Origin of the sequence: Saccharopolyspora kobensis, assembly GCF_900108315.1 — a bacterium.
Lineage (GTDB): Bacteria > Actinomycetota > Actinomycetes > Mycobacteriales > Pseudonocardiaceae > Saccharopolyspora > Saccharopolyspora kobensis.
The window spans coordinates 189,227-202,607 of the sequence record NZ_FNVB01000003.1 but is presented as its reverse complement, the minus strand read 5'-3'; the positions used below and the strand labels follow the sequence as shown (position 1 = coordinate 202,607).

Here is a 13,381-nt window from a genome sequence, read left to right as displayed (position 1 = left end):
TCTGGCCGATCGTGGACCGACCGACGTTGCCCGAGCACCTGCGACTGCTGCTGTCCGATGAACCCGTGCTGGACGTGTACGCCCACGGCCCGTGGCGGGTTCCGGACGGGCTGTACCAGGAGATCTGGGAGCGCGCGGAGGAGCTCAACCGGGATCCGGCCGCCGAGCGGCTGGCCGTGGAGCTGCCGGAGTTCTACGCCGAAGGCACCACGGTCGTCGGTGCGGAGCTGTGGTGCCTGCTGGAGTTCCTGCTCGGCACGGTGGCGGTGCGCGGCGGCAACGCCGCCGACGTGCAGTGCGAGACGCTGAGCGGGTTCGTGGCCCAGCCGTGGTCGCCGGTGCGCAGCTGGTCGTGGAGCGCGCACGCGGCGGTGTTCCGGCTGCCCGCCGAGTGGCTGCTGACCGGTGCCGGTGACGATCCGGAGCTGCGGGAGGCGGCCTTCGACCTGGCCCGCCGCTGCCTGGACGTCTTCGCCGGGCTCGAACCCGTCGAGTCGCGCAGGCAGGCGCTGATCGCCCTGCACGACCTGCGGGCCGCCGATCCGGCGCTGGCCAAGCAGGACCTCCTCGCCCCGGTCGAGACGCTGCGGGAGGCGTGGGCGCAGCGGGCGGACGAATCGGTGCTGGCGGCGCTGCCCGAGCTCGCCGGCCCGGCCGCCTACCTGGACTGGGCGTGCTCGGGATTCCTGGCCGCGCACCAGCGGCTGCTGGAGCGGGTGCCGAGCGCGGTGAGCCCCGGCCCGGTGCCCGACGTCGGCCCCGGCATGGAGCACGAGGCCGTGCTGGCGCACCTGATGCTGCACGCGGACCTGGTGGAAGTGCCGGTGGAGCTCGCGCTGACCACCGGGCGCCCGATGTTCGAGACCGTGCAGAGCATGTTCGCCGGCTACCGGCCGACGTTCAACGCCGACCGGTGGCACGGCCAGGTGCTGGCCTGGCTCGGGCGCGCGGTGCTGGCCGGTGAGGTCGACGTCTGCCGCGCCTGGCTCGACATGGCGATGCGGATCAGCGGAGTGGTGCAGGGACTGCCGCACGGCGTGGTGACGCCGAACTGCGGTGTCCTGGTCCGCGATTTCCAGCAGCAGCTCAGGGTGCTCGCCCAGCCGCGCCGGGTCCGCAACCCGCTGGCGGCGAAGCTGACCACCGGCGAGGACCTGCCTGCGGCGCAGGAGGATCCGGCCGCCGAGCTGGTGGGCCAGCCGGAGCTGGTGTCGGCGCTGCGCACCGAGCTGTCCGCCGCCCAGGACGGCCGCGCGGTGCGAATGTTGTTGACGGGCCCTGAAAGCACCGGCCGCGGCACCGCGCTCCGGCTGCTGCGCGGTGCTTTGCTCAAGGCCGGTGCGCAGCGGCAGGAGATGTGGGTCTCCGAGGCGGAGTTCGCCAGCCTGGACGTCAGCAACGCCGTGGTGCACCTGCAGCAGAAGACCTACGCCCTCGGTTCGCGTGATCTGCTGGTGCTGCACGGGCTCGACCGGCTGGCGGGCCTGGAGTGGTCCGGGGCGGCGTTGCTGGAAGAGCTGCGGCGGCTGCTGAACCGCGTGCCGGACCTGCACGTCATCGCGGTGTGCCGGGCCGGGGGAGCGGACCGGGTGGGCGAGGTGAATCCCGCGCTGCTGCAGCAGTTCCGGGTCGCCGCCACCCGGGCGTTCACCGAGGACGAGCGCGTGGAGCTGTTCCGGCGCGCGGTGGCCCGGCGGGAAGCGGTGATCTCCGAGGACGCCGCCCGGGAGGGCGCGCGGCTGGCGGCGGCCGGGCAGCAGAACCTGCGCGGTGCGCGCCTGGTCGAGCACCTGGCCGAGCGCGGCGTCGAAGCGGCACGGGCCCGCAACGGCGGCGGCCGAGTGGAAGTGCTGCGCCGGGACTTGCCGGAATCCCCGGTCCGCGGTGCCGGTTTCGCCGACTGCGTCGGCCTGGAGTCGGTCCGCCGCGAGCTGGACCAGGTGCTGGCCGAGGTGCGGGCCGCGGAGCTGCGCCGGGAGGCCGGGATGCCGGAGGCGGTCCGCCCGCGGCACCTGGTGTTCACCGGCTCGGCCGGAACCGGGAAGACGACCGCGGCCGGGATCCTGGGCCGGATGTGCGCCGATCTCGGCGTGCTGTCCTCGGGGCACCTGGTGGTGGTCGACTGCGCGGATCTGGCCGGGCGGCACCTGGCGGAGGCGGCCGTCGGCGTGCAGCGCGCGATCGACCAGGCCTCGGGCGGGGTGCTGTGCATCGAGGACGCGGGCACGCTCGCCCGCCCCGGCATCGATCTCGACCACTCCCGCAACCGCGGTGTGATCGATGCGCTGCTGGCCGGCCTGCAGGCGCGCCAGGACGACCTGCTGGTGGTGCTGTGCGGTCCGGACGCGGCGGTGAACGGGCTGCTCAAGGCGACCCCGGAGCTGGCGGCCCGCTTCCCGAAGGTGGTGCGCTTCCCGGACCTGACCGACGAGCAGGTCGTGGAGCTGTTCGAGCGCAAGGCCGCCGAAGCCGGTTTCACCGTCGCGACCGGCGTGCGGGCCAAGGTCGCCCGCCTGGTCCGCGCCGCCCGCCGCACTGCGGCGATGACCAACGGCCGGCTGGCCGTGCACCTGCTGGAGCGCACGATCTCCGCGCAGTCCCGGCGGATCCTGACCGGCCGGAAACCGCGCGCGGTCAACCGGATCGTGGCCGCCGACGTCCCGGACACCTCGGTGGAGCGGGTGCGCACCGATCTCCCGGAGGACCCGCTGGCGCTGATCGACGACCTGGTCGGCCTGGAGTCGGTCAAGCGCGAGGTGCGGCTGCTGGTGGCGGAGGCCGAAGCGGACCGGTTGCGCCGCGGCGCGGGGCTGGCGCTGGGCTCGCGCATGCGGCACCTGGTGTTCACCGGCAACCCCGGCACGGCCAAGACGACGGTGGCCAGGCTGGTCGCGGCGGTGTACGCCAAGCTCGGCCTGCTGTCCTCCGGGCACCTGGTGGAGGTCTCGCACGCCGACCTGATCGCCCAGTACATCGGCCAGACCGCGCCGAAGGTCCGCGCCGCGGTGGACAGCGCGCTGGGCGGCGTGCTGTTCATCGACGAGGCCTACGCGCTGACCCCGCCGGACGGCAGGCAGTCCTACGGCCCGGAGGCGATCGCCGAACTGCTGCGGCTGATGGAGGAGCACCGCGACGACCTGGTGGTGATCGCGGCGGGCTACGAGAGCCGGATGGTGGAGTTCCTGCGCACCAACCCGGGCCTGGCCTCCCGGTTCCCGTCCGTGGTCCACTTCCCGGACTACGCCGAGTCCGAGCTCGTCGCGATCTTCGAGCGGATGGCGGGCAGCGCCGGGTTCGCCCTGGCCGACGGCGTCGGCGCGGAGGTCCGCGGCATCCTGCGCGCGGCCAAGCGCGATGAGTCCTTCGGCAACGGCCGCGTGGTGCGAAACCTGCTGGACCGGGCGATCGCGCTGCAGGGCGAGCGGATCACCGCCACCGAGCACGATCCGGCGGAAGTCCGCCTGCTGCGCCCGGCCGACCTGGCGGGTGTGCGGATCAGCCAGCTGGCCACCGGCGACGACCCCTTCGGCCAGTACCTGTGAACCGCGAGGAGCTGGTCACGCACGCAGCCGGGCACCGGTGAGGTCCCGCTGCGCGACAGGCGTCTGGAACCTCATTGCTGGTAGAGGGCGCTGCCCTTGATGTAGTCGTCGTAGGGGATGGTCCAGTCGGGGATGTCGCCGTCGGCGGTGGTCAGCGGGCGGTCCGAGCCGACGATCTCCACCGGGTCGCCGATCTGCACGAAGTCGAAGAACCACTTGCCGTTGGCCGGGGAGAGGTTCACGCAGCCGTGCGAGACGTTGGACTCGCCCTGCGCCCACACGGTGGCCGGGTTGACGTGGACGAACTCGCCGTTGTTGGAGATGCGCACCGCGTAGGGCAGGACCTCGTCGTAGTAGCCGGGTTCGCCCTTCTGCGGCCCGCCCCAGGTGTCCGAGCGCATCCGGGTGGAGGTGTGCTTCTCGAAGGCCACGTGCACGCCGTACTGGGTGGGGTAGACGCTGCGGCCGTAGGAGGCGGGCAGCCGCTTGATCTCCTGGCCGTCCTGGTAGACGGTGAGGGTGTGGGCGTTGACGTCGCCGACGGCGCGCTGGTCCCGCCCGATGCGGAACTCGCTCTCGTGATCGGCGGTGCCCATCACGCCGCCACCGGTGTTCACCCCGTACAGCCGCGCCCGCACCCGGACGGTGGTGCCGGGCGACCAGTAGTCCTTGGGCCGCCAGTTGACCTGCTCGTCGCTCATCCAGTGGAACGAGCCCTCCGTCGGCACCGACGGTTCCACCGACAGGCGGCGCTCGACGGCGGCGCGGTCGGTCACCGGCTTGCTGAAGTAGATCGACACCGGCATGGCGATGCCGACCTCGTCTCCGGCGGAGGGCCTGGTCCGCTCCACGGTGATCTCCTCCACCGGGGTGGCGGTGGTGAACGTCGAGGTGGCCGGTGGTGCCGGGATGCGCTCGGCGTCCTGCGCGTGGGCCTGCACCCGGTAGGTCTTGCTGAACTCCAGCGGCACGGTGGTGCTCCACCGCCGTCCGCCGTCGGTCAGCTCGCCCGGGACCGCGGTGCCCCCGTCCGCGGTGACGGTCACCGAGGTGAGGACACCGCGGTGGGCGGTGACGACCAGCGGATCGCTGGGTCCGACCTGCGCGGCCCCGTCGGGCACCGAGGTGGTCACCGACGCGGCTGAGACCTTCGGCGCCGGTTCCGTGCACGAGGTCAGGGCGCAGGCGAGCGCGGTCCCGACGATGAGCGGCCACCCCTTTGCGACCTGCATCCCGACCCCCGAACCTCGACGCTGCGGCTCCACGTCCTGACAACTGTCGGTGTCCGATCGGCACATCTCAACACGATCATGCCTTCCGGGGCGTTGTGGCCAGGTGGGCCCGGCGGAACTCCGATGCGCCCCACCATCGTGCCTGGTCGAGCGTTTTCGCAGGTCAATGTGGGTGGCGTAACTCTGGCGCAATGTTGGCCGGGTAGCGTGCCGATCGTGGACGAGACAGCGGGCAGGCGGATCCCGGTCGGGTGGAGCTCCGCGCGGCCGCGCGCCGAACGGGCGCGGCAGGTGGCCGACGTGCTGCGGTACCAGATCACGGCGGGTCGCTTCGCCGACGGCGTGCTGCCCGGTGAGCGGCAGCTTGGCGAGCAGTTCGGCGCCTCCCGCAACGCGGTGCGCGAGGCGCTGGCGCTGCTGCGGCGGGAAGGCGTCATCACGCGCCAGCGCGGAGTGGGCACCCGGGTCGTGCTGCCCAAGTACGGCCACGGGCTCGACCGGCTGGCCGGGCTGGCCGAGGCGATGACCGGCTACGGCACGATCACCAACGAGGTCCGCTCCGCCCGGGCCATCGCGGAGCTGCCGGTGCCGATCGCCGAGCGGCTCGGGGTGGCGCCGTCGGCGGGCGGCGTGCACCTGGAGCGGTTGCGGTGGCTGGACGGTCTGCCGCTGTCGCTGGACACCACCTACCTCACCGCCGACATCGGCCACCGCCTGCTCGACCGCGACCTCGCCGGCCGCGACGTGTTCAGCCTGATCGAGGAGACCACCGGGCAGCGGCTGGGCTCCGCGGAGGTGGCGGTGCACGCGGTCAACGCCGACCCGGACACCGCGGCGCTGCTCGGAATCCCGGACCACGCGGCGGTTTTCGCGCTGGAGCGGCTGACCCGCACGGCGGACGGGCGGCCGGTGGACGTCGAGTCGATCCGGATCCGCGCCGATCGCATGGCGCTGACCGCCACGCTGCACCGAGGCAGGGTTTCACCTGCGGGAGAAGGGGATTGGTCGCTTTGAACCGCAAATGGCGCGTGGTTGCAACGCTTTTCGGTGAGCTGTGATGGCGGAGTTGACGGTACCGACGCTGATCCTGCTCGGGCTGTTCGGGCTCGCCGGCGGGGTGGGCATCACCGCTGTGGGGCCCGGCGGGGTGCTGCCCACGATCGGCCTGTTCGCCCTGACCGGCCTGTCCCCGGCCGAGGTCGCCGGCACCGCCATCGTCACCCACGTCGCGACCGGTGCGCTGGCCACCGCCGCCTACACCCGCTCGGGGCACCTGCGCGAGCCGGAAACCCGGCGCACCGCGCTGATCCTCGCCGCCGCGGCCGTGGTGGGCACCCCGCTCGGCGTGCTGATCAACACTGGGGTGTCCGAGCGGATCTTCGGGCTGGTGCTCGGGATCTTCGTGGCGCTGGTGGCCGCGCTGGTCTGCTACCGCGAATGGCGCCGCCCCGCGGGCACCCGCGCGCACCCGCCCGCGCCGCTGATCGCGTGCCTGGGTTTCGCGGTGGCGGTCGCGGCGGGCATCGTCGGCATCGGCGGGCCGATGCTCACCGTCCCGCTGCTGGTGGCCCTGGGCGTGCCGGTGCTGGAATCGCTGGCGTCGGCCCAGGCGCAGTCGATCGTCATCGCCGGTGCGGGCACGATCGGTTACCTGGCAACCGGATCGATCAACTGGCCGCTGGCCGCGCTGGTCGGGATTCCCGAGCTCGCGGGCGTGCTGCTGGGCTGGAAGATCGCCCGGGCCCTGCCCGCCCGCGGGCTGAAGTACGGGCTCGTCATCACCCTGCTGGCGCTGGCTCCCTACCTCGCGCTGCACGGCGCGTGACCGGAATCCTTTCTGCGGCTGCGCGCGGCGGCAACCGTCCAATTCGGGCGCGAAAAGTTCGTTTAGCAGTGTTTCGGTGTTCGTTCAAGGAGTTGCGCAGAAGAAGCTGCCGATTTCTTCTCGGTCGAGAAAGCTTCGATGCCGCCCGGCGGGCGCGGTAATTCCGCGAAACGGAAGTTCAACAAAATGTTGACGGGAGTTGGATTCCGGACGTAGCTTGCTCCTGCCCGACAGCGCAGAAACGCCTGCGGCGCCGAGCTCTTCACCGGGGAGGAGGCATCGGAACCGGCCCACGCGGCCGGTTCACGCCGGGTAACGGCCGTCCCGCCGCGTCGGACGACACGCGATGGCGGGAGGGGTGGTGGACCGATCGGTGCCGCCGTCCCCGCGACCGACGCTAACAGTCCGGCCCCCGTCCGCGGTGGACCGGGGCATCCGTTTCAAAGGGGAACTGGGCATGGCAATCAATTCGCAGGGGAATCCGACCCCGGCGGCCTGCCATCCGGTTGACGAGAAGTTGCCGGCCAAGCAGCTGATCCCGGCCGCCTTCCAGCACGTCGGCGCGATGTACGCCGGCGTGGTGGCACCGCCGCTGATCATCGGCCCGGCCTGCGGGCTGGACCAGCGCGACCAGATCGTGCTGATCTCGGTGAGCCTGCTGGTGGCGGGGCTGGCGACGCTGCTGCAGACGCTGGGCGCCGGGCGGTTCGCCGGCAACCGGCTGCCGTTCGTCAACGCCAGTTCCTCGGCCGGGCTGGCCTCCCTGCTGACGGTGGCGCACTCCGCGCCGGAGGGCCACCGCATCCAGACCGTGCTCGGCGCGGTCCTGGTCGGCGGGCTGTTCTGCCTGGCGGTCGGCCCGTTCTTCGGGCGGCTGATGCGCTTCTTCCCGCACCTGGTGACCGGTGTGGTGATCACCTTGATCGGCGTGTCCCTGATGACCGTGCCCGTCGCCTGGGTGCAGGGCGGCGAAGGCGCGCCCGACTTCGGGTCGGCGGCCAACCTCGGCCTCGCCCTGTTCACGCTGGTGGTCATCATCGTGCTGCAGCGGGTCCTGCGCGGCTTCCTCAAGCAGATCGCGCTGATCCTGGGGATGGTCGTGGGCACCCTGGCCGCCGCGCCCTTCGGCATGCTCGACACCAGCACCTTCGCGCAGACGTCGCTGTTCGCGCTGCCGATGCCGCTGCAGTTCGGCCCGCCCGAGTTCCACCCGGCCGCCATCCTCGCGGTGTGCATCGTGATCCTGGTGGCGATGACCGAGAGCTCGGCCGGGATGCTGGCCATCGGCGAGATCTGCGACCGCGAGGTCGAGAAGCGGGTGGTCACCCGCGGCCTGCGGGTGGACGGCATCGCCACCACGGTCGGCTCGCTGTTCGGCGGCCTGCCCACCAGCGCCTTCGCCCAGAACGTCGGCGTGGTGTCGCTGACCGGGGTGCGCAGCCGGTTCGTCGTCGCCTTCGCAGGCGGCGTGATGGCCCTGCTCGGCCTGTTCCCGATGCTGGGCGGCGTCGTCTCGCTGGTGCCGTACCCGGTGCTGGGCGGGGCCGGGCTGATGCTCTTCGGCAGCATCGCCGCCAGCGGCATCCGCACCCTCTCGCGCGCTCACCTGGAGCAGGGCCACAACATGTTCGTCGTGTCGGTCTCGCTGGCGGTCGGCCTGATCCCGCTGGCCGCGCCGACGATCTACCAGCAGTTCCCGCAGTGGTTCCAGACGGTGTTCGGCACCGGCATCGTCGCCGGAGCGGTGGTGGCCGTGCTGCTCAACATGATCTTCAACAGCCCGCTGCGGGCTCCGGCCGCGAAACCGGTGCCGCAACCGGCCGCCCCCGCCAACGGCGGCTAGAGCGCTGGTCCTGCGGGAGGAATCGGTTCTGAGCCGTTGTCGTGATCCAGAACGCCTGTTCGGTCGATAGCCGCCGGGATACGCTTCCTCCCGCTGGGAGACGTGGCGTTGGGGTGATGAGTGGTGGCGGCGGTACCGCAGGAAGAGCAGGTCCGGGGAGTCGGCGATGCCGAGCTGATCGAGGCCGTGCGCGGCGGCGACAGCGCGGCGTACGGGATCCTCTACGAGCGGCACGTGGGCGCGGCGCACGCGATGGCCCGGCAGGTCACCAAATCGCAGGCCGAGGCCGACGACGTGGTCTCCGAGGCGTTCGCGAAGGTGCTGGGCCTGCTGCGGGACGGCCGGGGGCCGACCGACGCCTTCCGCGCCTACCTGCTGACCGCGGTGCGCCACGGGGCCTACGACCGGGCGAACAAGGCGAAGCGGACGCAGACCGTCGACGACGTCGAGACGGTGCCCAACATCGACATCAGCCAGCCGTTCCGCGACGTGGCGGTGGAGAACGAGGAGCGGTCGCTGATCGCCGAGGCCTTCCGCCGGCTGCCGGAGCGGTGGCAGATGGTGCTCTGGCACGTGGAGATCGAGGGCGAGTCGCCGTCGAGGGTCGCGCCGATGCTGGGCATGACGGCCAACGGCGTGTCCGCGCTCGCCTACCGGGCGCGCGAAGGGCTCAAGCAGCAGTACCTGCAGGTGCACCTGATGAAGATGGCCGCCGAGCCCGACGCCTGCCGCTCGGCGATCGACCGGCTCGGCGCGTGGACCCGCGAAGGCCTGTCCAAGCGCGAGACGACGCAGGTCAACAAGCACTTGGACGACTGCGACCGCTGCGCGGCGATCGCGGCCGAGCTGATGGAGATCAACGGCGCGCTGAAGGTCTTCGTCGCGCCGATCGTGCTGGGCGGGACCGCGACGGCGACCGGCTACCTGGCCGCGTCGGGCAGCGGCCTGGTCGGCGCGGGCGTGATCGGGGCGGTGCGGTCGAACCCGCGCAAGAGCGTGGCGGCCGGGGGCGCGGTGCTGGCCGCGCTCGCCGCGCTGGGCATCGCGCTGGCCGCGAACCAGAGCGATCCGCCGCTGGCCGCCGCGCCCGTCGAACCGGAGACCCCGGATCAGCAGCAGGCCCCGGTCCAGAGCCCGCCGCCACCGGTGGTGGCGGTGCCACCGGTCGCCCCGCCACCCGCGGCTCAGCCGGAACCGGCACCGAACCCGGTTCCCGAACCTCCGGTGGAGGAGGACGCCCCGCTGCTCCCGCTGCCGCTGGTCCCGCCCGGCGGGCAGCACGTCGCCGACCTGCGCGCGGAGCTGTCCCTGCCGCTGTTCCGGCAGGTCGGCGCGGTGGTTGAGCTCGACGTCGACCGCGACCAGGCCCGGCTGGAGGCCGAGCTGAACGCGGGGCGGCCGCGCTAGTCGCCACCGGGGCCGGTGCGGCCCGCACCGGTCCCGCCTAGTCCTCCGCCGGGATCCCCTCGTCCCGGTCGGGCGGCGCGCCGTCGAAGCCGTTGGCCCAGTAGCGGCCGCGCAGCGACAGGTCGAGGAGCATGCCGGTGACCTCCTCGGGCGAGAGCTGCGGCGGATCGGTTTCCAGCCACCAGCGCATCACCGCGATCTGCTCGCCCACCCAAGCGCGGGCCAGCACCTCGACGTCGATCCTCGGCGACACGCCGTGGTGCTCGGCGCGCGCCCGGAAGATGTGCGCGGCCGCGGCGGTGCGCGCGTCGGTGAACTCCCGGAGCGCTCGCCCGTCGCCCTCCCCGCGCAGGATGACCCGGTAGACGTCGCGTTCGTCGAGCGCGTGCCGGAACAGCTCCAGCACCGGCTTCCCGGTGAAGCCCACCGACGAGGTCGGCACCAGCGGCAGCAGTCTCGCGTGCAACTCCTCCAGCAGGTCGGAGGTGACGCGGCTGAGCAGCGCGTCCTTGTCCGCGTAGTGCTTGTAGAAGGTCGCCCGGCCGAGATCGGCGCGCTCGGTGATGTCCTCCACCGTGACGTTGGAATAGCCGCGTTCCAGCGCCAGGGACACCAGGGCGTCCCGCAGGAGGCGGCGGCTGCGGCGGCTGCGCCGGTCCTCGGTCGACATGACAAGGCCTTTCGTGGTTCGGCTTTCCGGTTGGTCAGCTTACCGGCCCATTGACATACCGTGAGTTAGTAGACATCGTGTCTCCTATTGGTCGGAGTGACGAAGACCTTGGGAGGCGGCATGAACCTGGGCAGCTACCTCACCCGCAGCAGCAGCTTCTGGCCGGACCGGGAGGCGTTGGTCTGCGGCGGCCGGCGGTGGACCTACCGGGAGCTGGAGGCGCGCACCAACCGGCTGGCTTCGGCGCTGCTCGCACGCGGAATCCGCCCGGGACAGGCGGTGGCCACCTTCGCCGGGAACTGCGCCGAGCTGGTGGAGACCGAAATGGCCCTCTGCAAGGGCGGTTTCCTGCGAGTGCCGATCAACACCCGGCTCGCCGCCGGAGAAGTCGAGCACGTGCTGGCCGACGCATCGGTCCGGGTCCTGTTCACCGACGCCGCCAACGCCGGGGCGGCGCGCGAGATCGTGGACGGCGCCGGGCTGGCGTGCGAGGTGGTCGACTACGGCGGCGACTACGCCGACCTGCTGGCCGCCGGCGCGGAGGATCCGGTCGCGGTGGAGGTCGCCGAGGACGACCCGGCGGTCCTCAACTTCACCTCCGGCTCCACCGGGACGCTGAAGGCCGCGGTGCAGACGACCGGCAACCGGCTGGCGAACATGCGCAAGCGGCTGATGACCCCGGAGCGCCGACCGGAGGCGGCGGAGCGCTACCTGGCCGCCGGGCCGATCACCCACGCCACCGGGATGGGACTGCTGGCGGCGTTCGCCCGCGGCACCAGCGTGGTGGTGCAACCGCGCTGGGACGCCGGGGAGTTCCTGCGCCTCGTCGAAGCCGAGCGGATCACCTCCACGTTCCTCGTGCCGACGATGCTGAACCTGGTGCTCTCGCACCCGGACCTGAGCACTGCCGACCTGTCCTCGATGACCTGTCTGCGGGTCGGCGGCGCACCGGTTTCGCCGCAGCGGCTGCGCGAGGCCGTCGCCGCGTTCGGCCCGGTCGTCATGCAGGGCTACGGGCAGGTCGAGACCACCAGCGGGGTCACCGTGCTCACCGCCGAGGACGTCGCCCGCGGCATCGCGGAGGACCCGGAACTGCTGTCCTCCTGCGGCCGACCGGTCTACGACACCGAGGTGCGCGTGGTGGACGACGGCGGCGACCCGGTGCCTGCCGGAGAGCTCGGCGAGGTGGTGGTGCGCGGCCCGGACTGCGTCCGCGAGTACTGGGGCGAGCCCGAGCTCAGCGCCCAGACCTTCCGCGACGGCTGGGTGCACACCGGAGACATCGGGTACCTGCGCGCCGACGGCTACCTGTTCATCGTGGACCGCAAGAAGGACATGATCATCTCCGGCGGGTTCAACGTCTACTGCAGCGAGGTCGAAGCCGCGCTCTACGAACACCCGGCGGTCTCGGAGGCCTGCGTTGTCGGCGTCCCGGACGAGACCTGGGGCGAAGCGGTGAAGGCCGTCGTCGTGACCCGCGAGGCGGTGCCGGAAGCCGGCCTCATCGAGTTCTGCGCGACGAAGCTGGCCCGCCACAAGCTGCCCAAGACGGTGGACTTCGCCGCCGCTCTCCCGGTGAACCGCAACGGCAAGATCGACCGGCGCGCGGTGCGCGACCGCTACTGGACCGGCAGCGACCGCAAGGTCCACTGAGGAGGGACAACCATGTCGTTCACGCTCACCCCGTCCTACGACGACCCGCGCCTGGCCGATCTCGTCGGGCGGCTGCGCGACTACCTGGGCGGCGAGCTCGCGGAGTACGAGGCCGATCTCCGGCTCACCCCGGAAACGCGGCTGAGCCGCGAGGTCCTGGAGCCGGTCTGGAAGCGCAGCCGCGAGCTCGGCTTCTACGGCGTCCACCTGCCGGCGCGGTTCGGCGGGCAGGGGCTCTCGTTCACCGAACTGGCCGCCCTCAAGGAGGAGATCGGTGCTTCGGGGCGAGTCCTCTCGCACTCCGTGCTCGGCGACATGGGCGGGCCGCTGCGCGCCGGGTCGATCTTCGAGTTCGCCACCGAGCACCAGCTGGAGAGGTACCTGCTGCCGGTGATCCGGGGCGAACGGGCGTGCTGCTTCTCGCTGACCGAGGCGGACGCGGGCTCGGACGTGCGCGCGATGCGCACCACCGCGACCCCGGACGGGGAAGGCTGGCGGATCACCGGGCACAAGGTGTTCTCCTCCGCCGGGCCGTTCGCCGATTTCTCCGTGCTGGTGGCCCGGATGGCCGGTGCCGAGGAGTCCTACTCCGCGTTCCTGGTCGACCTGGACTCGCCGGGCTGCGAGGTACTCGACGGCCAGACCCCGATGTCGGGCCAGCACATCGAGAGCGACATCGTCCTGGAGGACTGCTACGTCGGCCCGGAACAGCTGCTCGGCCGCGTCGGCGACGGCCTGCGCGTGGGACTGGGCCGGGTCACGGCCAACCGGCTGCTGCACTGTCCCACGGTGCTCGGCAACGCGCGGCGCGCACTGCAGCTCACCGTCGACTTCGCCAAGAACCGGCACGCTTTCGGCGCGCCGCTGGCGGCGTTGCAGTCCGTCCAGCACAAGATCGCGGACCTGGCCACCACCTACTACGCCGCGCGGAGCATGACCTACGACGCGCTGGCCGCGCTGGACGCGGGCGCCAAGCCGCGCACCGAGGCGTTCATGTGCAAGCTCTTCGTCGCCGAGAACGCCTTCCGCATCGCCGACGAGGCGGTGCAGATCCACGGCAAGGCGGGGCTGGTGCGCGGCAGCGAGGTCGAGTGGCTGTTCCGCAGGCTGCGCATGTTCCGCATCCTCACCGGTTCCTCGGAGATCCAGAAGAACGGCATCGCCAAGGAGCTGCTCACCACCTGACCGGGCCACTTCACCTGGAGCGAC

At 72.1% G+C, this 13,381-nt stretch carries 9 protein-coding genes; 7 read left to right on the top strand and 2 right to left on the bottom strand.

The features are described from left to right. The first annotated feature begins 11 nt into the window (after window positions 1-11). Window positions 12-3,542, top strand: coding sequence for an AAA family ATPase (locus C4T78_RS09605; RefSeq protein WP_093358662.1), 3,531 nt, complete (start codon window positions 12-14; stop codon window positions 3,540-3,542). 71 nt (window positions 3,543-3,613) lie between these two features. Here the strand turns inward: C4T78_RS09605 and C4T78_RS09600 are convergent, their stop codons facing one another. Beyond that, on the bottom strand, window positions 3,614-4,774 hold the full coding sequence (locus tag C4T78_RS09600; protein WP_093358659.1) for a L,D-transpeptidase: 1,161 nt from the start codon (window positions 4,772-4,774) through the stop codon (window positions 3,614-3,616). 216 nt (window positions 4,775-4,990) lie between these two features. Between C4T78_RS09600 and C4T78_RS09595 the strand changes: the two genes are divergently transcribed. The 4 genes from C4T78_RS09595 to C4T78_RS09580 all read left to right on the top strand — a co-directional run bounded on the left by C4T78_RS09595 (window position 4,991) and on the right by C4T78_RS09580 (window position 9,849). Next, window positions 4,991-5,788, top strand: coding sequence for a GntR family transcriptional regulator (locus tag C4T78_RS09595; RefSeq protein WP_235863900.1), 798 nt, complete (start codon window positions 4,991-4,993; stop codon window positions 5,786-5,788). A gap of 43 nt (window positions 5,789-5,831) precedes the next feature. After that, window positions 5,832-6,599, top strand: coding sequence for a sulfite exporter TauE/SafE family protein (locus tag C4T78_RS09590; protein WP_093358655.1), 768 nt, complete (start codon window positions 5,832-5,834; stop codon window positions 6,597-6,599). A 457-nt stretch (window positions 6,600-7,056) separates the two neighbouring features. Then, on the top strand, window positions 7,057-8,442 hold the full coding sequence (locus C4T78_RS09585; protein WP_093358653.1) for a nucleobase:cation symporter-2 family protein: 1,386 nt from the start codon (window positions 7,057-7,059) through the stop codon (window positions 8,440-8,442). Window positions 8,443-8,565: 123 nt separating this feature from the next. After that, window positions 8,566-9,849, top strand: coding sequence for a sigma-70 family RNA polymerase sigma factor (locus C4T78_RS09580; RefSeq protein ID WP_093358686.1), 1,284 nt, complete (start codon window positions 8,566-8,568; stop codon window positions 9,847-9,849). A 37-nt stretch (window positions 9,850-9,886) separates the two neighbouring features. Here C4T78_RS09580 and C4T78_RS09575 read toward each other — a convergent pair whose 3' ends face one another. Further along, the gene (locus C4T78_RS09575; RefSeq protein WP_093358651.1) at window positions 9,887-10,519 is read right to left on the bottom strand and encodes a TetR/AcrR family transcriptional regulator; all 633 of its coding nucleotides are present in this window, start codon (window positions 10,517-10,519) and stop codon (window positions 9,887-9,889) included. 96 nt (window positions 10,520-10,615) lie between these two features. On the opposite strand from C4T78_RS09575, the gene C4T78_RS09570 reads away from it, so the two are divergent. After that, window positions 10,616-12,172: an acyl-CoA synthetase gene (locus tag C4T78_RS09570; RefSeq protein WP_235863899.1), complete on the top strand. Its 1,557-nt coding sequence runs from the start codon at window positions 10,616-10,618 to the stop codon at window positions 12,170-12,172. A 12-nt stretch (window positions 12,173-12,184) separates the two neighbouring features. After that, entirely contained in the window at window positions 12,185-13,357 is a 1,173-nt protein-coding gene (locus C4T78_RS09565; RefSeq protein WP_093358647.1) for an acyl-CoA dehydrogenase family protein, read from the top strand. Window positions 13,358-13,381: the final 24 nt, after the last annotated feature.

Excerpts from the sequence above, each read along its gene's own strand:
- C4T78_RS09600 (WP_093358659.1), bottom strand. The coding sequence starts at position 4,774 with ATGCAGGTCGCAAAGGGGTGGCCGCTCATCGTCGGGACCGCGCTCGCC.
- C4T78_RS09590 (WP_093358655.1), top strand. The coding sequence starts at position 5,832 with ATGGCGGAGTTGACGGTACCGACGCTGATCCTGCTCGGGCTGTTCGGG.
- C4T78_RS09585 (WP_093358653.1), top strand. The coding sequence starts at position 7,057 with ATGGCAATCAATTCGCAGGGGAATCCGACCCCGGCGGCCTGCCATCCG.
- C4T78_RS09575 (WP_093358651.1), bottom strand. The coding sequence starts at position 10,519 with ATGTCGACCGAGGACCGGCGCAGCCGCCGCAGCCGCCGCCTCCTGCGG.
- C4T78_RS09565 (WP_093358647.1), top strand. The coding sequence starts at position 12,185 with ATGTCGTTCACGCTCACCCCGTCCTACGACGACCCGCGCCTGGCCGAT.